Source organism: Paenibacillus endophyticus, assembly GCF_014192395.1.
GTDB classification, from domain to species: Bacteria; Bacillota; Bacilli; order Paenibacillales; family Paenibacillaceae; genus Pristimantibacillus; species Pristimantibacillus endophyticus.
Map to the genome: position 1 here is coordinate 26,592 of NZ_JACHXW010000003.1, position 20,304 is coordinate 46,895.

The following is a 20,304-nucleotide window of genomic DNA, read 5'->3' on the forward strand; positions in this document are numbered from 1 at the left end:
CTTCATCCTAGTAACACGTAAATAATATTCGCTATACGTCATGGTTCTCCTGCTCATTTCGCAAAACTTTTGTCAACTTTTGTTGAAATCGATCACGATCATCGTTATTCATCGCTTTAGGCCCTCTTGTTTTGCCGCCAGTTCGGCGGCGTTTAGCAAGCTCATGCCTTCGCTCCATCAAATAATCGATGTTGTCGTTCGTATATTCTTCCCCTCGCGGAGACAATACGATTGCTCCTTTGCCGATAGCGATGCATGCCAAGCCGAAATCCTGCGTAACCACGATATCTCCACGCGCGATATGGTTAACGATATACAGATCGACGGATTGATTGCTCCGGTCGACCTGAACGATATCTACGCCTTGCTGCGGCTCAAGCCTGTGGTCATGAGAAGCAACCATCAGCACCGGAACGGAGAAGGCTCTGGCCGTTTCGCCTATTTCTGCTTTTACCGGGCATGCATCTGCGTCAACCACAATAATAGGCTTCTCTATCCGAATAGGTGATCACCGCTCAGTTTCGTATTCTTTTCCTATACTATTATATACGGCATAACTGCAAAAAATCCTGCCGCCTGCTGTTATGGCATCCGTACATATTCCATAATCAAGCTGGCGGTTTCTTCGACTGCCCGATGCGAGACGTCAATAATAACGCACCCAAGCTGCTTCATAATATTATCGGCATAAAGAAGCTCTTTTTCAATACGGTCCGGCGTCGCATAGGATGCATTATTTGGCAGACCTAATGCTTTAAGCCTTTCCTTCCTGATCGTATTCAGATAGGGAACGCCGATTGTTAGTCCGATTACTTTCCGCTTCGGAATTTTAAACAGTTCATCCGGCGGCTTGAGCTCCGGCACAAGCGGCACGTTGGCAACCTTGTATTTTTGATGAGCGAGATACATCGACAAAGGCGTTTTGGACGTTCGGGATACGCCTACCAATACGATATCTGCTTTGAGAACGCCTGAAGTATCCCTCGCGTCATCATATTTAACTGCGAATTCGACCGCCTCCACCTTACGGAAGTAGTCCGCGTCAAGCACATGGTTAAGACCCGGCTCTTGACGTGATTTGCGGCCGGTGCGCAGTTCAAGCGTTTCTATGAATGAGCCCAATAAATCGATAGCCTTTACGCCATGCTCATCGGCAAGTTTTTTCATGCAGTCGCGGAGATGCGGAATGACTAGCGTGTAGATCACGATTGCATCGACTTCCTTAGCCTGCATAATAATACGCTGCAAGCCATGTTCCTCTGTAATAAACGGAGCTCGGCGAATTTCCGTATGAAGCGGGTGAAATTGAGCGATTGCCGCACGCACGACAAGCTCACCCGTATCACCAGCCGCATCGGATACGACATAGACGATTACTTCGGGATTTAAACGTGACATGATCCTTCATCCTCCTGACTACATCAATTACCAAACCAGCTTAGAAAAATCCGCGATGACGGCAATATCCTCGGCAATGCCTGCAAGGGTAGACAATCGGTTAGCGCGAACGGCCTCATCAGGTGCCATGACCATTACATTCTCGAAATACGAATGAATATAAGGCTTCAGTGCTGACAAGGTATGAACGGCTTTGGAAATATCGCCGAGTGCGATTGCTTCTGTAATCGCCGGGTGCAGCTGGACCCACTTCTCGTGCAAGTCCGTTTCCACCTGTTCGCTGAACAACGCGGAATCCACGTTTTTCGACGCTGCTTTGGAGCCTAGGTTGCTTACACGGTTGAATTGCTCGACAGTCAGCTTGAATTCATTGCGGTCTTCGCCCGCAGCCAATGCTTGAACAACGCTGGCACGCTCAATCGTTGACTTTAAATCTACAAAGCCAGAGGCCATGACCGCGTCAATCACATCATAACGAACCCCTTGCTCGGAAAGTACATTTTTGACTCGAAGCGCGAAGAAATCCGACAAGTCTTTGCTTATATCTTCAGCAGGGCGTTTCAAGCCGCGGCTCTCGTGGACGGACAAAGCAGCAGCATATAGGTCGTTAAGATGCAGCTTCAAGCCATGTGACAATATTATCTGAACGATGCCTGCTGCTTGCCTGCGAAGTGCGTAAGGATCCTGCGAGCCGGTCGGAATAATTCCGATGGAGAAGCAGCCGACAATCGTATCGATTTTATCAGCCAAGCTGACGATAGCGCCTGTCAATTCCGAGGGAGCCAGATCGCCGGCAAAACGTGGCTGGTAATGCTCATTAATGGCTTTCGCCACCGATTGTCGCTCTCCTGCTTTCCGTGCGTAATCTTCGCCCATAATGCCCTGCAGCTCGGGGAATTCATAGACCATTTGCGAAACCAGATCGAATTTGCAAATATCTGCCGCACGGCTGATATCTTGTGATTGCTGTTCAGCCATCCCCAAATGCTTGCTTATTAGATCGGCCGTAGCGCGGATGCGCCTTACTTTATCCGCAACTGAGCCCAGCTCCTCATGATAGACGATATTCTCAAGCTTGGACAGAGCATGCTCAATCGTCAGCTTATGGTCTTCCTCGTAGAAAAACTTCGCATCGGAAAGTCTTGCCCGAAGCACCTTCTCGTTTCCTTTGGCTACGAGTTCTATCGACTTCAGATCACCATTGCGAACCGTTACAAAAAACGGCTGCAGCTCGCCTTCTCCATTAAATACGGGGAAGTACCGCTGGTGCTCGCGCATGGATGTAATCAACACCTCCTGCGGGATGTTCAGGAACGCTGGATCGAAACCGCCGAATAGCACGTTCGGATATTCAACCAAGAACAGCACTTCCTCTAGCAAGTCTTCTTTGATGGCAATTTCCCAGCTCTTATCTTTGGCAAGCTGGTTGATTTGATCTACGATCAGCGTTTCCCGCTCGCTCACGTCAACGATAACATGCTGGGCACGCAAGCGCTCCACATAAAGCGAGGGCTCTTGAACGGTTGTTTCCTCGCCAAGAAAACGATGGCCGCGCGTAACGTTGCCGGTTTGTACACCTGTTATCTCAAACGGAATGACATCTTGACCGAACAATGCGACAAGCCAGCGAATCGGTCTTACAAACTTAAGCTCATGGCTTCCCCAGCGCATGTTTTTCGGAAAGGACATCGACGTAATCAATGACAGCAAACCTTCAGGCAGTACGGCTGCCGTTTGTGTACCGATACTGCTTTTCGTTGCATATACGTATTCCACTCCTGCAAGCTCCTGGAAATACAGCTGCTCAGGCGGAACGCCTTGGCTGCGTGCAAAGCCGAGCGCCGCTTTACTCCAATTGCCTTGGTCATCCTGGGCAATTTTGCGGGACGGCCCCTTCGCTTCCTCGTTCATATCGGTCTGCTTCTCGGCTACTTCCAGAATGTGAACAGCAATGCGGCGAGGCGTCGCATATACATGAACTGCACCATGCTCAATACGGGAATCCGCAAGCCACTTCACCGTCTTGTCCTTCAGCTGATTCATCGCACCGCGTACAAAACGGGCAGGTACTTCCTCTAGTCCAATCTCAAGCAACAAATCTTTAGTCATGCTGCTCCACTCCTTTCTTCAGCAACGGGAATCCTAGACGTTCTCTCTCCTCGTAGTAAGTCGATGCACAGGCACGCGCCAAATTTCTGACCCTTGTGATGTAGCCCGTTCTTTCCGTCACGCTGATCGCTCCGCGAGCATCGAGCAGATTGAAGGTATGCGAGCATTTCAACACGTAATCGTAAGCCGGAAATACGAGCTTATGCTCCATCGTTTTTTTCGCTTCTTCCTCGTACATATTGAACAACGAAAATAACATAGCCGTATCCGAAGTCTCGAACGTATATTTGGAATGTTCATATTCCGGCTGCTTAAAGACGTCTCCGTACGTTACGCCCTCCACCCATTCCAGATCGAACACATTTTCTTTTTCTTGAATGTAGGAAGCAAGACGCTCCATGCCATAAGTAATCTCAACGGCAACCGGATTCGCGTCAATGCCGCCAACCTGTTGGAAATACGTGAATTGCGTAATTTCCATGCCATCTAGCCACACTTCCCAGCCTAAGCCCCAAGCACCAAGCGTTGGCGATTCCCAGTTATCCTCAACAAAGCGAATATCATGGTCATTCGCGTCGATGCCGAGCTGCTTCAGACTCTCCAGATAAAGCTCTTGGATATTGTCTGGCGAAGGCTTCAAAATAACTTGAAATTGATGATGCTGGTACAAGCGATTCGGATTCTCCCCGTAACGACCGTCTGCCGGGCGGCGGGACGGCTCCACGTAAGCTACATTCCAAGGCTCAGGACCGATGGAACGCAGGAATGTCATGGGATTCATCGTTCCCGCACCCTTCTCTACATCATAAGGCTGCACCAATATACAGTTTTGTTCGGCCCAGAATTGCTGCAATGTCAAAATCATTTTCTGAAAATTCATGACTGACCCTCTCCTTCTTCGTCTGTTGTAAGTAAACAAGCTAGCCTCACTTAAGGACAGCAGCGCAGGTACGCAAAAAACTCCCGTCCCTACGTCTGCTGCCAGACGTAGGGACGAGAGTTGTAATCCCGCGGTTCCACCCTACTTGGTTAGCCCCTTATGGACAAACCCTCTTTGTTCGATACGGCTCCAGAGTGCCTTTTCATCGCAATGTCCATCCAGGCTTTCACTTTTCCCGGCTCGCTAAGCTTGTCGACATCAAACGATTACTCTCTCCATCACTGCCCAATATTCATATTGCATAATTTTATGCTTCTTTCTGGCAAATGTCAAACGTACTATGGCTTCGGTAGTTAAAGCCTAGTGCGTATGAGCGCCTTCCTTCACCGGACTGCTGCCAGCTTGCTTGCCAATAATGTCCTTCATGCCCGCACGACCCATAAAGAGGACACATACGAGGGCCAGAACGGCTGGAACAAGCGACCAAAGGAATGTTGCCGATACCGAATCAGACAATGCTGCTACGATTTTGTCCATTACGGCCGGTGGAATCTCAGCTCTTTTCTCCGGCGACAGCAGCTCGCGCGCATTCTCTGTCATTTGGCCAGGGCCTTCTCCTCCGGCAAATGCTTCGGTCATCCCACTCGTGAAATGATTGCGCTGGATAATTCCAAAAATCGTGATGCCTACCGTCATGCCCAGCGAACGGACGAAAGACATCGTCGAGGTAGCACTTCCACGTTGACGCATATCGAAGCCATGAATGGACGACATGCCAAGAACAGAGAAAGAGAAGCCAATCCCGAAGCCGGTTAAGAACATGTACAGGGAAAGCATAAAACGAGTCGTATCAGGCGTAATCGTCGATAGCAAGAAAATGCCCGCAATAAAAATCACAGCAGATATGATCATTACGTTTCGATACGGCATTTTATTAGCAAGAAACCCGCCAAGCTGCGCGGCAAACACGGACCCGAGTGTCATTGGAAGCAGCGTAAGTCCCGCGCTCACCGCCGTACCTCCGAATACACCCTGGACGAACATCGGAATGTACAGCGCAGCCGTAATGAATGCTGCTCCATAAAACAAGCCGGCACCCGTGCTTGAAGCAAACAAACGCTGCTTGAACATTTGGAATGAAATAATCGGTTCAGAAGCCTTTGTTTCCACAAACAAGAATATGCCAAGAAGCACAGCAAAGCCAGCAAACAAGCCAATGATTTGCACCGAATCCCATGCAAACTCTGCGCCTCCAAGCTCAAGCGCGAACATGAGACAAACGATGGAGCCTACGAGCGTTGCAGCTCCCCACCAATCGATTCTTTGCTTCGAATGCGTAAGTGATTCCTTGTAATAAATAACGATAAAAGCGAGTGCAACCAAACCAATCGGAACATTGATGTAAAAAATCCAGCGCCAGTTGATGTATTCGGTCAAATAAGCGCCTGCCAGCGGTCCGAACAAGCTGGAGGTACCGAAAACGGCACCGAACAAGCCTCCCATTTTTCCGCGTTTTTCTGCCGGGAAAATGTCAAATACGATTGCAAAAGCGATCGGCATCATTGCTCCGCCGCCGATGCCCTGTATGGCGCGGTAAATCGTTAGCTGCGTGATCGATTCAGCCGTTCCGCATAGCACCGAGCCTAGAAGAAACAATGAAATGCCTAATACGAAAAAACGTTTCCTTCCGTACATATCCGACAACTTGCCGAAAATAGGCATTCCCGCCATTTCGGTCACAAGATAAGCGGATGTAACCCAGACGTATTTGTCCAAACCGCCAAGGTCGGACACGATGGTCGCCATAGCCGTCGATACGATTGTATTGTCAATCGACGCGACGAGTATGCCCAGCAAAAGCCCGGCAACAACAAATCCCAGTCTATTTTGTCCTGTAGACATCAGGTAAATCCCTCCATTAAGTTACGATTCAAAAAACAACCTAACCCATCATAATGCAAGCCTCATATTTCTGTAAACATGCAAAAGAAGGAGTATTTTCTACGCCTCTAGGCTTAGAAATCACCAGTCGCGTCCAGTTGGGCATCAGAAGGCTTATAGTAGCTTATCAAGCTGGTCTAGGAAATTTCTGGATTTCAGTTGGAGGCCAAGATGTGTATCCATGAGCTTACGCATGCATAGCTTAAGCTCAGCTTTTGTTTCCGGTTTAACCTGAATGGAACCTAGCCGTCTCATGTCCATTCTTCGAAATAGTCGCAACAGCTTGTAAGCGCCCTCTCCTAGCGGAACGGCATGAGGATCCCGTCCTTTGCATCTGGTGCACAATATCCCCCCGGCATACGGAGATAGCGAGAAAGGACCTACTACGTTTCCGCAGCTTACGCATTCGTCCATCTCTGGTGCATAACCAGACAAATCCAATATCCGCATCTCGTATAGATGCGATACGATTTGTGCATCTTTCCCGTCTTGAAGCGCCGTGAAGCAAGCTTTCAACTGCTCGAAATGGAATCCGGTCGCTTCATCGTCCTGCAGCGACCGGTCTGTAAGCTCCGCTGCGTAGGATGAATACGCGGCCAAATCAAGCTTCTCACGCAAAACATGGTGAGATTCAATAATCTCACCATGGTTCAGCGTTCCAAGTCCGCTGCCTTTAAAGTAAACAAACTCTCCATATGTAAAAGGTTGTGCGAGCGAGGAATGCTTGCTTTTTATTTTTTTGGCGCCGCGTATCAGTACTCCAGCTTTTCCATTTGTTTTCGTGAGCAGCGTCACGATTTTGTTGCCTTCACCGTAATCCATACTCCGTATAACAATCCCCTCAACACGATGCAGCATAATGCAGACTCTCCCCTGAAAGCAGAAACGCAAGCTCGCAGTCCCATGGCTGCGAGCTTACGTTTAGCGTTTAAAGATCAGCCTCTCAGGCTATGTGAGCCACTGTTAGGCGATCCTCTTGGTGCCTCTTGTCATTAACAGTTCATACGATAATTCCATTGATGACTCGCTCTATATCTCCTCTGCATCTAATGCAGCGAGCTCGTCATCCTCGCTTGCCGTCGCTTCGGAGCTGCCGTCGGCTCCAAATTGATTCACTTCCTTGTAGAGCATGAAAGACTCGACATCCCCGGTTAACGTAAAATACTTCCACGAAAAATTCCGCATACGTATTCATCCCTTTCCGTCCCCTGAAATGCTGCTTCAGACGGTAATAGGATGCGATAAACCGTGCCGATCTATCCTTAACAAATTACGTCATATTTGTTTAATCGTGTCGATACCCCAGATCCTTCAGCACGCGTTCCTGATTGCGCCAATCTTTTTTCACCTTCACCCACAGCTCCAGATAAATTCGTGATCCAAGCAGTGCTTCTATATCTTTGCGAGCCTGCTTTCCGACCTCTTTCAGGAGATCGCCTTTTTTGCCGATAATTATGCCTTTTTGCGAATCACGCTCGACAAAAATAACTGCTCCGATATATACGACGCCATTCTCTTTGACACGCATGTCTTCGATCGTAACCGCGATTGAGTGGGGAATTTCTTCCCTTGTCATATGCAAGATTTTCTCGCGGATAAGCTCTGAGCATACGAACTGCTCCGGGTGATCCGTAATTTGATCCGCAGGGTAGTATTGCGGTCCTTCCGGCAAATAACGAGATAGCTGCTCGAGCAGCGTGTCTACGTTATTGCCCTTTAGAGCGGAAATCGGTATGATCTCAGCAAATTCATGCAGGTCATTATATTGCGTAATCATCGGTAAAAGCTGCTCCGGCTCCACCTTGTCAATTTTGTTCATGACAAGGAAAACAGGAGTCTTCACCTTTTTAAGCTGCTCGATAATAAATCGGTCACCGCCGCCAAGTCCCTCAGATGCGTCGATTAGAAATAACGCAGCTTCTACTTCTCTCAGTGCGCTTTCTGCAGTCTGCATCATGTAATTGCCCAGCTTGGATTGCGGCTTATGAATACCAGGCGTATCCAAAAATACGATTTGGCTGTCGTTCGTCGTATACACACCATGGATTTTGTTGCGGGTCGTTTGCGGCTTATCTGACATAATCGCGATCTTTTGTCCGATAAGATGGTTCATAAGCGTAGATTTGCCTACATTCGGACGACCGATAATGGCTACGAAGCCAGATCGGAATTTCTTGCTGTCACGGTCATTTGATGTTGTTTGATTCATAAGTTTGTTTAACGCTCCCCGTTATCTAATGAAGCCGGTGTAAAGGCACCCGGCAATATGCCTGCTACTGTTGAAATCGTCCAATCGCCTTTTAAATTACCCATTACAACAGGCATATCCGGCGAACAAAATTCGACTAATACTTGTCGGCATACGCCGCATGGTGCAATCGGGCCTTCCGTATTGCCAATTACGGCAATCGCTTGGAACTGACCTGGCCGCTTTCCGTCGGAAACGGCCCGAAACATAGCGGTACGCTCAGCGCAGTTGGTAGGGCTGTATGCCGCATTCTCGATATTGCAGCCATGATGAATGTTCCCTTCATCATCAAGAAGCGCTGCACCAACGCGGAAATTGGAGTAAGGCACGTATGCGCGTCCCATTGCTTCTTTTGCCGCATCCAGCAATGCAGTATAGGAATCCGATAATCCTTCGTAAACCAATCTGATCCTCTCCGTTCTTGTCTCCTTATGTTATCCGGCCAATAAACGCCATAAGGGCGGCCCAAGGATGAGCAGCCCGATAATTGCTGAGATTGCTGCCGCGAACAAAACGGCTCCAGCCGCTACATCCTTTGCTACCTTCGCTACCGGATGAATGCTCGGACTAGCCAAATTAACCGCTTGTTCGACAGCCGTATTGATCATTTCCGCACTGATAACGATTGCGATTACGAGCAGAATAATGGCCCATTCCAACGGTTTCAGTGAAACGATTAACCCTAGCGTGCATACTATCAGCGCTGCGAACGCATGAAACCGCATGTGGCTTTGCGTACGCAGCGCAAAGCCGATTCCAGAGAATGCTACTGCTAAGCTTGCCATGAATTTCCTCATTAACGCGTCAAGCCGGCCTTCTGCAAGATGGCTTCCTGTTTCGCAGTCATCTCCGCTTCAGTCTCATCATCCTGATGATCATACCCGATTAGGTGGAGGAAGCCGTGGACGAAAAGAAATCCAATCTCACGCTCCAAGGAATGTCCGTACTCCTCGCTTTGAGCGAGAGCGGTATCCACGCTGATAATGATATCACCCAGCATGCCCGAGATCGGGTCGGCATCCTCTTCGTGCTCAACCTCAAATATGATATCCAGCTCATCCACGCCTTCTTCTTGCATAGCAAATGACAATACATCCGTTGGCCGGTCGATGCCGCGATATTCTCGGTTAAGCTCATGAATTTCCTCATCACTCGTGAAGGTTAGCGATACTTCACCATCTGCAATGCCTTCCGATTCCCCAGCCAGCAGAAGCAGTTGCTCTAATTTGGAAATCCAAGCATCAGGTATTTCCTGCTTGTCCTGATCATTGCTCCATTCAAGTTGTAAGCTCATGTCAAGCGCTCCTTTGTTTTTACATCTTCCGGATACTCGATCCGTGAATGGAATATGCCAATTACGCTTTCTTTCAAGGATTGTGCAATTTTATCGAGTTCCTTCAGCGTTAAATCACATTCATTATATTGATTGTCATCGAGCCTGCTTTTTATGATCTTGTGGATCATCGCTTCTACCTGTTCAACCGTAGGGTTTCGCAGACTCCGCACCGCTGCCTCTACGCAATCCGCAATCCCAACGACAGCCGCTTCTTTCGACTGCGCTTTAGGACCGGGATAACGGAACTCGTCTTCGGTGAAAGCCGGTTCTGCGCCTTGCTCCTCTGCTTGCTTAATCGCTTTGTAATAGAAAAACTTCAGCGAGGTTGTCCCATGGTGCTGCTCCGCAATATCCCTAATTGGCTTAGGAATATTATGGCCCTTAAGCATGTCGACTCCATCCCTTGCATGAGCAACGATGATGGATTTGCTAAGCTTCGGATCAATCGTATCATGCGGGTTTTCAATATTGGACTGATTCTCGATAAAATAATTCGGTCGTTTGGTCTTGCCAATATCATGGTAAAACGAACCCACTCGGCATAGCAGGCCGTCTGCGCCAATCGCTTCCGCCGCCGCTTCTGACAAGTTACCGACCATCACGCTGTGGTGATAAGTGCCCGGCGTTTCCGTGAGCAGCTTTCGCAGCAGCGGATGATTCGGATTGGACAACTCAACGAGCTTGAGCGCGGACAATATTCCGAATGTAATCTCGAAGAAAGGCATCAAGCCTATGACAAGTACAGCTGTTATTAATCCGCTTGCAAATGCGAAAGCCACGGAGTAAATAAACGGCCCCCGCTCAAGTTGCTCGGACAGCAGCAGAATCGTGAGCACAGAGAGTGAGCCAAACATGCTGACCATAATGCCTGCCTTCAAAATCGTAGACCGCTGACTCGCCCGATGAATGGAGAATATTGCGGCAAACGAGACAACAATAATGACAAAACCGTATTGGAAGTCGAAAATTTGATGCTGACCCGTGTTTAATATAATGCTTCCCATAATCGCGAATAATATAGAGCTGATCATCGCAAGATGCATATCAAGCAGTAGCGTAATCAGCATCGTGCCAAGCGCTGCGGGAGCCAAATAACCTGCGTATGGCGCAGCGTCCGTTTGCGTCAACGATATAATCTGGATCGTGATAATATTGATGAGGAAGATAAGCCATAGCATCAGCAGCGAAGCATTGTTATATTTAGGCTTGATTCCATTAATGCTCCCGGATTGATGCAAGAATGCATAAATCACAACAATAAACATAAGCGACATGATCAACAGGCCAAGCTGCGGCCAGTAATTTTTCTTGTCCTGAAGCAAAGACGAATCTACTAGAAGCTTATACAATTCAGGCGTGATGGTCTGGCCGCGCTTGACGATAAGCTCTCCCTCTTTGATAACGACAGGAGGCGTATTTTGCTTGGCCAGCACCTTGGCTTCATCCGTTGCCGCCTTATCGAGAAACTTATTCGGCATAATCGAGAACCTAGCCAGCTCCTGAACGATTTCCCTGCTCGTCCGGCTGGATAACGAGCTTGCATTCACAAGCTCAGCAACTTGTGTCCGAGCGGTTTCGGCCTCCCTTAACTGCTCGACCATTAGCTTACGCACAATATCCCGAGCTACGTCGCGCATCTCGGTTAAGGTTTCTGCTGTAAGGTTAGGCATTTTGTAGAAGGTTTCTTCTGGAATCGTGTATTGCTGCTCCTTCGCGATCAGTGACATTTCCTCAAGAAGCGTGTCATTATACGTTCCTCTGCCTTTATTGAGCTTGATGAAGGTATCAATATAATCGGAATAGCGGCCTGGGATCTCATTCCTATAAATGTCAATCTTATTTTGGAGAGTTACTTGATCGTCCAAATTCAATTGCTCGATACGCACGAAAATTTGATCGACCAGCATCTCGTTTCGAAGCGGTACGATAGAATAGATGACATCGACTTTCTCTGCAGCATCCTCTTCCGCTTGTCGCGTCGCCTTTTCATCTTTTATTTGGAAGGGCGCTTTTATATCCTTCTCACTAACGGCGCCCTCCTCGATATCATAGGTTTCAGGAACGAGGTGCGAAGCTAAGCTGAAATAGAAAAGCAGCACAAACATTAACATCAGCACCCAGCGAACGGCTGCACTCTGCTTCCAACCCGCCGTTTTGGACGGCCGCAAGTTTTCCTGTTTTCCGGTCTGGTTCTGGTTCATGCAGCGGACATCCCTTTCTAGGCTTTGTTTTCAGCATCCCAGTTATAGGCAACAATGATTTTTTGGACCAGTGAGTGACGAACGACATCCTGCTCAGAGAAAAGGATTATTCCGATTTCCTCAATATTTTTTAGAATGCGCTGCGCTTCGATCAGACCTGAGTTTTTGCCCCGCGGCAAATCGATTTGCGTAACGTCGCCTGTGATAACCATTTTGGAGCCGAAACCAAGCCTAGTCAAAAACATCTTCATTTGCTCAGGCGTCGTATTCTGAGCCTCGTCCAATATGATAAACGCATCGTCAAGCGTTCTGCCGCGCATATAGGCTAGCGGAGCGATTTCGATCATGCCTCTCTCCAATGCTTTGACCGTCTGATCCGGTCCAAGCACATCGTGCAGCGCGTCGTATAGCGGCCGTAAATAAGGATCTACCTTTTCTTGCAGGTCTCCAGGCAGAAAGCCAAGATTTTCCCCTGCTTCGACTGCTGGTCTCGTCAAAACGATTCTTTTAACCGAGCCTTCCTTGAGCGCTGCGACAGCAAGCACGACAGCTAAGTAGGTTTTGCCAGTTCCCGCTGGGCCTATTCCAAATACAATATCTTTCTTGCGAATCGTCTTCACATAATGGCGCTGGCCAATGGTTTTCACTCGAATCGGTTTTCCGCGAAAAGTCGTCGTAATTTCTTTCTTGAACAAATCGAGCAATTCTTCCGCCTGCATCGTTCGCGCAAGCTCCAAAGCATAAGCAACATCTCTCTCCGAAGGCATATAACCGCCCCGAACGAGTTGCAATAGCACGTTGAACAGCTGTTCTAATGAGTCTACTTCTTCCAATGGACCAGAAATAACAATTTCCGCCTCGCGCGATGAAATCGAAGATTCGACCTGCGCTTGTACTAGGCGCAAATAATTGTCCTGTGGTCCGAATACGGCAAGTCCTTCCGCTGCGTTTCCGAGCGGTATTTTGACTACTTTCGTTTCAATTTGCAACAATCCTCATTCTCCCTGCATCTGGACTAATGGCATTTCTTTAACGATAGATTGCTCGACTTCAAAAAGAACTTTCATATAAACTTTACCATTGTCCGCCTTTTCATGCAAAACAATTTCATCACGAATGACCGCATCGCTGCCCGCTTTGATCAGAACATCAGCTTTCGCCTGCAATATGCCCGCGTTCTTCGCTTCTTCCTCCGTCAGCGTCCGTTCCTCCAGCCGCGTCTCCATGATCGTCTCCTTCAATCTACCGATTGGCAGCGTCCAATTGCGCCAAGATATCTTTTGCTCGCTTAGAATGGCCTCTGAGGCCTTATACTCATCCTTACCGTATCCGCTCACTTGAAGCGCCCTGGAACCGATTACGGCAAACCACTTCGTCTTTTTCTCGCCGGTATACACCTTCACCTGCTGCACGAGCGGGGATGCAATCTCGAACTCGTACCAAACAAGGCCGCGTACATTTCCTTTGGCAACGACCGTACGTGAGTACTCTTCACCGCCAATGGTGCCAGAGATCAGAATTTGATCCTTTTTCACACGCATATTTTTACGTACGACCGGACGCCCAGCCTCCGCAATAATCTCGGTAACAACCGCGTCGGCTGCCGCTACCAAGTGCCTAGGCGTATTCAAGGCCGATTGCTTCGGTATCGTCGATTCGACTACCTGGATGATGACCTTTGTCCCCTTTTTTTCAACCCCTACCCACGTGGAACCGGGCAGCTTGCGAACGAGCTGCTTGGAGAGCACGTCAGCATCCGTAAGACGGAATGACCATTGCAGCGGGTACAGGCCTTCCTCCTTGGCTGCGAGTCTGATCTGATCTTCCGTCAGCTTGATGTTCCCTTGAACCTCGATACTCCACACTAAGGATGAGAGCATAAATATAATCGCAAAAAACAACACGATGCCTCCTGCAAAAAGCTTTCTCCGCTCCGCTTTTACCAGCAGAAAAGGAAGCCCCTTTCGCTTCGTCACATGCACTCTGCAGCCAGTCTCTTTCAAGTATGGACGAAGTCTGAAGAAATCGCTGACTGAAAGCTCAAATTCAAGCAGTCCGCTGCTTGTCCAACGTATGGTAGACAGCTGAAGCCCTCCAGCAAGCGCGCGGTTGACGAGCTCCTCTGCTCGTCCTCCCCTGATATGAACGGTAACCATGCCCTTTAACCAATCCGCCCCTTGTCCGCTCAATGCATTCCCCTCCATTACATGTGGCTGCCTACAAAAAGCTAGCCGGAAATTTATATTAAGGTATTAGCTGAATATTCGTAATTTGACCCTCTACGAACACTTCTTCGGTCCATATCGTACGAATAACCAGGGAGCTCCCTGTCACTTCAAGCTCGCCCTTGCTTAAGGCTAAACGAAGGCGTTCACTGGAGAAGTGAACGACGCCTCGATGGTTCTCGATATACAATTGGCAATCTCCGATCATGGTAAGACGAGGCAAATCAAAAACAACATCATGCGGCATATCGAGCAGCTCTGCGGTAACTTTTCGAAATTTCTTTTTTATACGGCGCATGTATGAATCTTTGCCTCCTTAAAGGTTTGTGGAACAAACTTGCTTCGTAAGCGATACCTAAGGTTTGTAAAGCAAACCTACTTCGTAAGCGATACCTAAGGTTTGTAAAGCAAACCTACTCCGTAAGCGATACCTAAGGTTTGTGAAGCAAACCTACTTCGTAAGCGATACCTAAGGTTTGTGAAGCAAACCTACTTCGTAAGCGATACCTAAGGTTTGTGAAGCAAACTTGCTTCGCAGCCTTTTATCCGACTTGATTTGAGCAAAGGAATAGCGTTTTTCGTGTACTGTACCAAAATATGCGAACGGCTCGGCAATTATGGCTGGAAAATAAAAAAAACCGTCGAAGCTTTAAGCTTCGACGGTTCGTATGTTATTTTCGGAATGGCCGCTTAGAGCGGGGCGGACCTAATATCTCCGCCCAAACAACCGCCCTGCGCAAATCATCTGCTCGAGCATGTGCTGTTAAAGCGCTCTGGGGGGCTGAGTTGCGCTCTGTCGCCTTTGCCGCTTTACCCCTGACATTTGCCGCCTGCTGCAGCGTTCTTTGCGAAGGCGCAACCTGAGGCGTCTGATTAAGCACCTCTCTCTCCCGTGCCTTGTAAGCAGGCGCTTCGTATTCCTCACGCACATTTTGCGGTTGGGTACGATATACGCTCTGTCCTGCTGCAGGACCTGGCAATGGCCTTTCTTCCTGCTCATTGCCGGGTACGCCTGCGTTTGAAGAACGCGGTAATCCGCCGCCTCCAAAATCAGGCATCCGGCCTGGCTTTTTCTTTGAGCCTGATTTGCCGAATAAGGATGCCAAGGCTCCAAAAATAATGACGACGATAAATATATTGTTCATCAAAAACTCGATAATCTTCATTCGCCTTCACCTCCGCCACACATTCGCGCCTTATGATGCCAGCTGTTAAGGCTTCGCTTTAACGGCCGTCTTTCGGGTCGGATGGGCCTTCCTGTTTACCGATCGAGCTGCGCATTTGAGTATCCGCCTCTACGTTTTTCAGGTTCAAATAATCCATCACGCCGATTTTACCGCTTCTAAGCGCTTCAGCCATCGCAAGCGGAACCTGGGATTCAGATTCTACGACACGCGCTTCCATCTCGACAACCTTTGCTTTCATTTCTTGTTCTTGGGCAACAGCCATCGCACGGCGTTCTTCCGCTTTGGCTTGCGCGATTTTCTTATCCGCTTCCGCTTGCTCCGTTTGAAGATGCGCGCCGATGTTTTTGCCTACGTCGACATCCGCGATATCGATCGATAAAATTTCGAAGGCCGTTCCTGCATCCAGCCCTTTGCCAAGCACTGTCCTAGAGATCATATCCGGATTCTCAAGCACGTCCTTATGGGAATTGGCTGAACCTACGGTTGTAACAATCCCTTCCCCTACGCGGGCGATGATGGTCTCTTCGCCAGCTCCCCCTACGAGTCGGTCGATGTTGGCACGAACGGTAACGCGAGCCTTAACCTTAACTTCAATACCGTCCTTAGCCACAGCAGCGACGATTGGCGTTTCGATTACACGAGGATTAACGCTCATCTGTACAGCCTGAAGCACATCCCGGCCAGCCAAATCAATAGCTGCCGCACGCTCGAATATGAGCGGAATGTTCGCGCGCTGAGCTGCGATCAATGCATTTACGACACGGTCAACGTTGCCTCCCGCGAGGAAATGGCTCTCCAACTGATTGATATTAAGTCCTAGACCTGCTTTTGTCGCCTTAATCAACGGGTTGACGATTCTGCTTGGCACAACTCTGCGCAAACGCATCGCCACAAGAGTAATGATTCCGACTCTAACGCCCGATGCCAAAGCAGAAATCCACAGCATGATCGGGAAGAAGCTTAAAAATACAGACAACACGATTATCACAACAACAGCTATAATCAAAAAAGATACGATAGGATCCATTGTCACTAACCTCCAGTTGATTTCATTATTTGGATATTTCTTTTACCACAACCCAAGTACCTTCTGCTTTGATAACCGTCACGGATCGATTCGAATCAATAAACTCCCCAGAAGTGACAACATCGATCCGCGCATCGCCAATCAGAACGGTGCCAGCAGGCCTTAACGGTGTAATTGTCAAGCCTTGAAGACCTAGCAGCGATTCTTTCCGGTCAGCTGAGATGAACCCATCCTCTGTTGTAAGCTTGTCGCGCAAAATAAATTTGTTCCAGATGCCTCTGGACTTATTCATGCGAACAAAAATGACGATAAGGATCACGGCAGCGACAAGGGCGATGACGATCGAGATGAACGCCGTCATGGGGTCTGATGCTGCCGTTACGACACCTGCAATGAGAGCGGCGCTCCCGAGGATGCCCAGTATTCCGAAGCTTGGCACGAATACCTCGATGACCAGCAAGGCGATTCCGATGACAAACAGAACAACGGATTCCATGCCGGCAAAGCCCGCAACGTAATGACCGAAGAAATATAATCCAAATGACAGTAATCCTACGATACCCGGCGCTCCGAAGCCTGGCACGAGCATTTCGATGACGATTCCCGCAATCCCCAGAATGAGCAAGACCGTCATGACAACGGGATTAATCAGCCATCTGGCAGCATTCTCTGCCAGCGTAGGAGCGACTTCGATTTGTGTACGACCGTCCAAGCCAAGCCATTGTGCTACTTCATCCACGTTAGCTGCCGTGTGCTCTGAATATCCAAGCTTCTCGGCCTCCGATGCGGAAAGGGTAAGGATTTCGCCCTGCTCCTTGTTTCTGCCGATCTTATCCTGCAGCTTAAGAACGACATTCGGATCAACCATAGCAGCCGCTATGCTCTTATCACGTCCCTGAAGTCCCGCTGACTCGCTCATTTCAGAGGTCCAGAAGGATACGGTTTTGGGATTATCAATCAAGTCGCCAGAGCCGTCTACTACGGCAGCAGCACCTATGGTGCTTCCGGGCTGCATGACGATGTTATCCGCATTCAGCGCAATATACGTACCAGCCGATACCGCTTTTCCTTCAACGAATGCGGTCGTCGGGATCTTGTTCCCACGAATAAAATGTCCAATTTCTTCTGCGTTTACGACTTTGCCGCCCAGCGTGTTAATAACCAGTATGACATGCTCGGCTTTAGCCTCTTCCGCTTCTTTGTATGCCCGTTCCAGAAACGACTGAAGTCCCGATTCGACGGATTGCTTGACGGGAATGACGTAGATTGCCGGGCCAATTTCGTCAGCGGCAGCCGCTTTCATTGCCGGCGTGAAAAACAATGCTGCAAGCGTAGCCAAAAGAATCGCTGCCAAAAGCGCAACAGGAGTGGCGGGTAAGCCTCTTCGCCTTCGATGAATGTGCAAGAAGGTTCCTCCCTTTTCAAGTATTGTGCTCCCTACTACGCGTACACAACCAAAAGGTTTCATATCGCATGCCGGGGGTACTTCCATTATCGCTTTCTTTGCACAAAAAAACACCCCCTTGCGGGGGTGTTTTGTGAGTCCGTATGTTCAGTTAGTTGAGATGTTGCTGTACGAGCTGATTTACTAGTTTACCGTCAGCGCGTCCTTTTGTTTTGGGCAAAAGGGCACTCATAACTTTTCCCATATCGGCTTTGGAAGAAGCACCGAGTTCATGGATGGTCTGCGTTACTATCTCTTGAATCTCTTCTTCAGTCAGCTGTTCGGGAAGGTATTGACTAATAATTTCAATTTCGACCACAAGACCCGCTACTAAATCATCACGGCTGGCTTTTTTAAATTCTTGGAGGGAATCTTTACGTTGTTTGATTTCACGACTCAATATATCAAGCACTTCGCTATCGTCCAAAGGACGCTTGAGATCGATTTCCAAGTTTTTCACTGACGCGCGCATCATACGAATAACGGAAAGTTTAAACTTGTCCTGATTCTTCATGGCTTGCTTCATATCGTCGGTCAATCTTTCGCTCAGGTTCATTATGGAAGGATCCTCCTAAAACTTTCTCTTGCGCGCAGCCTCAGACTTCTTCTTGCGCTTCACACTTGGCTTTTCATAATGCTTGCGTTTTTTCACCTCAGCTAGAACTCCATCTTTAGCAATGGAACGTTTAAAGCGGCGAAGCGCAGCATCAATAGTTTCGTTTTTGCGAACTTTAGTTTCAGACACCAGTTTTCCCTCCCTCCGAAACAGACCGTCCAGAGCTATAACACGGTTTATCAAATTTCATTATATGTCAAACCAAAAGGCAGTGTCAACTTTAGATATCTGCCACTAGCGGAGAAAGCTTCGCTCCTCCTAATAGATGGATGTGCAAATGATAAACAAGCTGTCCTCCATCGGCATTTACATTGTTGACTAGGCGATAGCCAGACTCCGCGATGCCTTGCTCTTTGGCGATCTGGCGGGCTACGGCAAACAGCTCGGCAACGACCTCCGCGTCTTCATCGGTCACATCATTCATCGTCGCAATATGTTTCTTCGGAATGATAAGAATATGTACGGGAGCAGCTGGCTGTATGTCGTGAAAAGCGACAACTCTGTCATTTTCGAAAACCTTCTTCGACGGAATGGCGCCTTCAATTATTTTGCAAAAAATACAGTCCATGTGGTTCACCCCCTATTCGCTAGCCTTCTTCTATCATACCGAAATTTTGACTGCTCGTCCAATCCAAATGAAACAAGAAGGAGGAAGGAAGCTTTCCTCCCGCCCTGTTCGATGTGTTGATTAATAATATGGCAATAATGACAAGCCAAGAAGAGCGCCTAGAGGGAATATTTGCCTGATGAAGCGCCTCCGCGGGTAATATGGATAAGGATAAATCGGATATCCAAGCGGCGGATAAGGGAGAAAGGCGCGATTATCCCACTCATTCGAGCCGCAAGGAACGGCAATGCACAAAACCTCGTCATCCATATGCTCCAAAAATCCATCTGCGCACCAGCCGTCATGCGTTTGAGCGAGAACGTAACGATGTTTGTGTTCCATGCACCATTGCTTCATTTGCTCAAAATCCACTAATGTATGTTCCATTTTGTCAGCCTCCTGTTCATACATCATATTCACAGATAGGCATTTGGCTACTACGTATGCGAATCGTACACAGATTGTTTCTACTTCACTGGTCGCGCTGCTTGCTCTGCCATCGTTTCCATGGACTGCTTCGCTAGCTCCATCCAATCAAGTCCGCTTGCCAAACGGATAACGGCGATTCGGGTTTCGCCTATATTCGCGTTAAACTTGCCTAGTACGCCGTTCAATGCAACGTATGAGCTCTTGAGCCCTGACACATAGGCAGCATCGCTATCGTTTAGAACGCCTTCATACCGGCCCGCAGCGAGCAGCCCTGCCTCTGCATTAGAAACATACATGGCTGGAACCCCGGTATCCCATGCAGCCGTATCATCGGAAATAACTGCTGCCTCTGCCGCTAATTCGGTCAAGCCGCTGCCTTTGCCCGACAGCTTGCCTATGTTGTATACCAAGCCCAGCCGTTCATCCAATGTTTTGCTTTGCAGCAGCGCATCAAGCAGCGGTATCATTTCCGATGCATATTGCTGCGACGATACCGCCGCATTATAAATTCTTTGGCCCGTATCATGTTTTATTTGTTGCTTATGCTGTAAAAATTGCGAGTACAAAAATACGTTACCAATTAAACTAAAAACGAGAATAATAAGCGTGATTGGCAAGGCGAGCGACCGCTTACCGGATTTCTGTGATTCCAACTT

General features: G+C 48.5%; 23 protein-coding genes. All 23 read right to left on the bottom strand.

Going from position 1 to position 20,304, the window contains the following annotated elements; genetic code table 11:
* Positions 1–31 precede the first annotated feature (31 nt).
* The 23 genes from FHS16_RS05590 to FHS16_RS05700 all read right to left on the bottom strand — a co-directional run bounded on the left by FHS16_RS05590 (position 32) and on the right by FHS16_RS05700 (position 20,301).
* Positions 32–481 (bottom strand): YaiI/YqxD family protein, encoded by a 450-nt coding sequence (locus FHS16_RS05590; protein WP_312890796.1) that lies wholly within the window; start codon positions 479–481, stop codon positions 32–34.
* A gap of 101 nt (positions 482–582) precedes the next feature.
* Entirely contained in the window at positions 583–1,398 is an 816-nt protein-coding gene (locus tag FHS16_RS05595; RefSeq protein WP_183559791.1) for a pyruvate, water dikinase regulatory protein, read from the bottom strand.
* A 27-nt stretch (positions 1,399–1,425) separates the two neighbouring features.
* Complete coding sequence (gene glyS / locus FHS16_RS05600) at positions 1,426–3,507, bottom strand: glycine--tRNA ligase subunit beta (RefSeq protein WP_183559794.1); 2,082 nt, start codon at positions 3,505–3,507, stop codon at positions 1,426–1,428.
* Positions 3,500–4,387: a glycine--tRNA ligase subunit alpha gene (glyQ, locus tag FHS16_RS05605; protein WP_183559796.1), complete on the bottom strand. Its 888-nt coding sequence runs from the start codon at positions 4,385–4,387 to the stop codon at positions 3,500–3,502. The genes glyS and glyQ overlap by 8 nt, the downstream gene beginning before the upstream one ends.
* Before the next feature lie 360 nt (positions 4,388–4,747).
* Positions 4,748–6,289: an MDR family MFS transporter gene (locus FHS16_RS05610; RefSeq protein WP_183559798.1), complete on the bottom strand. Its 1,542-nt coding sequence runs from the start codon at positions 6,287–6,289 to the stop codon at positions 4,748–4,750.
* Between the two features lie 153 nt (positions 6,290–6,442).
* Positions 6,443–7,186: a DNA repair protein RecO gene (gene recO, locus FHS16_RS05615; protein WP_183559800.1), complete on the bottom strand. Its 744-nt coding sequence runs from the start codon at positions 7,184–7,186 to the stop codon at positions 6,443–6,445.
* A gap of 171 nt (positions 7,187–7,357) precedes the next feature.
* Positions 7,358–7,513, bottom strand: a complete 156-nt coding sequence (locus FHS16_RS05620) for a YqzL family protein (RefSeq protein WP_183559802.1) — start codon at positions 7,511–7,513, stop codon at positions 7,358–7,360.
* 100 nt (positions 7,514–7,613) lie between these two features.
* Complete coding sequence (gene era / locus FHS16_RS05625) at positions 7,614–8,537, bottom strand: GTPase Era (RefSeq protein ID WP_183559804.1); 924 nt, start codon at positions 8,535–8,537, stop codon at positions 7,614–7,616.
* 8 nt (positions 8,538–8,545) lie between these two features.
* Entirely contained in the window at positions 8,546–8,980 is a 435-nt protein-coding gene (locus tag FHS16_RS05630) for a cytidine deaminase (protein ID WP_183559806.1), read from the bottom strand.
* Positions 8,981–9,010: 30 nt separating this feature from the next.
* Complete coding sequence (locus tag FHS16_RS05635) at positions 9,011–9,361, bottom strand: diacylglycerol kinase family protein (protein WP_376769654.1); 351 nt, start codon at positions 9,359–9,361, stop codon at positions 9,011–9,013.
* A gap of 11 nt (positions 9,362–9,372) precedes the next feature.
* Positions 9,373–9,870, bottom strand: a complete 498-nt coding sequence (gene ybeY, locus FHS16_RS05640; protein ID WP_183559810.1) for an rRNA maturation RNase YbeY — start codon at positions 9,868–9,870, stop codon at positions 9,373–9,375.
* Positions 9,867–12,113 carry an HD family phosphohydrolase gene (locus tag FHS16_RS05645; RefSeq protein ID WP_183559812.1) on the bottom strand — a complete coding sequence of 749 codons (2,247 nt, stop codon included), beginning with the start codon at positions 12,111–12,113 and terminating at the stop codon, positions 9,867–9,869. The genes ybeY and FHS16_RS05645 overlap by 4 nt, the downstream gene beginning before the upstream one ends.
* A 17-nt stretch (positions 12,114–12,130) precedes the next feature.
* A complete protein-coding gene (locus FHS16_RS05650; RefSeq protein ID WP_183560488.1) occupies positions 12,131–13,102 on the bottom strand; it encodes a PhoH family protein in 972 nt (323 codons plus the stop codon).
* 6 nt (positions 13,103–13,108) lie between these two features.
* Entirely contained in the window at positions 13,109–14,302 is a 1,194-nt protein-coding gene (yqfD, locus tag FHS16_RS05655) for a sporulation protein YqfD (protein ID WP_246431622.1), read from the bottom strand.
* Positions 14,303–14,357: 55 nt separating this feature from the next.
* Positions 14,358–14,636: a sporulation protein YqfC gene (yqfC, locus tag FHS16_RS05660; RefSeq protein WP_183559816.1), complete on the bottom strand. Its 279-nt coding sequence runs from the start codon at positions 14,634–14,636 to the stop codon at positions 14,358–14,360.
* 373 nt (positions 14,637–15,009) lie between these two features.
* On the bottom strand, positions 15,010–15,504 hold the full coding sequence (locus tag FHS16_RS05665; RefSeq protein WP_183559818.1) for a hypothetical protein: 495 nt from the start codon (positions 15,502–15,504) through the stop codon (positions 15,010–15,012).
* A 58-nt stretch (positions 15,505–15,562) separates the two neighbouring features.
* The gene (floA, locus tag FHS16_RS05670; protein WP_183559820.1) at positions 15,563–16,552 is read right to left on the bottom strand and encodes a flotillin-like protein FloA; all 990 of its coding nucleotides are present in this window, start codon (positions 16,550–16,552) and stop codon (positions 15,563–15,565) included.
* 25 nt (positions 16,553–16,577) lie between these two features.
* A complete protein-coding gene (locus FHS16_RS05675) occupies positions 16,578–17,957 on the bottom strand; it encodes an NfeD family protein (protein WP_246431623.1) in 1,380 nt (459 codons plus the stop codon).
* Between the two features lie 151 nt (positions 17,958–18,108).
* Positions 18,109–18,552, bottom strand: a complete 444-nt coding sequence (locus FHS16_RS05680; RefSeq protein ID WP_183559822.1) for a GatB/YqeY domain-containing protein — start codon at positions 18,550–18,552, stop codon at positions 18,109–18,111.
* Positions 18,553–18,567: 15 nt separating this feature from the next.
* Positions 18,568–18,741 carry a 30S ribosomal protein S21 gene (gene rpsU / locus FHS16_RS05685; protein ID WP_005547957.1) on the bottom strand — a complete coding sequence of 58 codons (174 nt, stop codon included), beginning with the start codon at positions 18,739–18,741 and terminating at the stop codon, positions 18,568–18,570.
* 91 nt (positions 18,742–18,832) lie between these two features.
* Positions 18,833–19,180, bottom strand: coding sequence for a histidine triad nucleotide-binding protein (locus FHS16_RS05690; RefSeq protein ID WP_183559824.1), 348 nt, complete (start codon positions 19,178–19,180; stop codon positions 18,833–18,835).
* Between the two features lie 120 nt (positions 19,181–19,300).
* A complete protein-coding gene (locus tag FHS16_RS05695; protein WP_183559826.1) occupies positions 19,301–19,606 on the bottom strand; it encodes a hypothetical protein in 306 nt (101 codons plus the stop codon).
* An 80-nt stretch (positions 19,607–19,686) separates the two neighbouring features.
* Positions 19,687–20,301 (bottom strand): hypothetical protein, encoded by a 615-nt coding sequence (locus FHS16_RS05700; RefSeq protein ID WP_183559828.1) that lies wholly within the window; start codon positions 20,299–20,301, stop codon positions 19,687–19,689.
* Between the last annotated feature and the right edge of the window lie 3 nt (positions 20,302–20,304).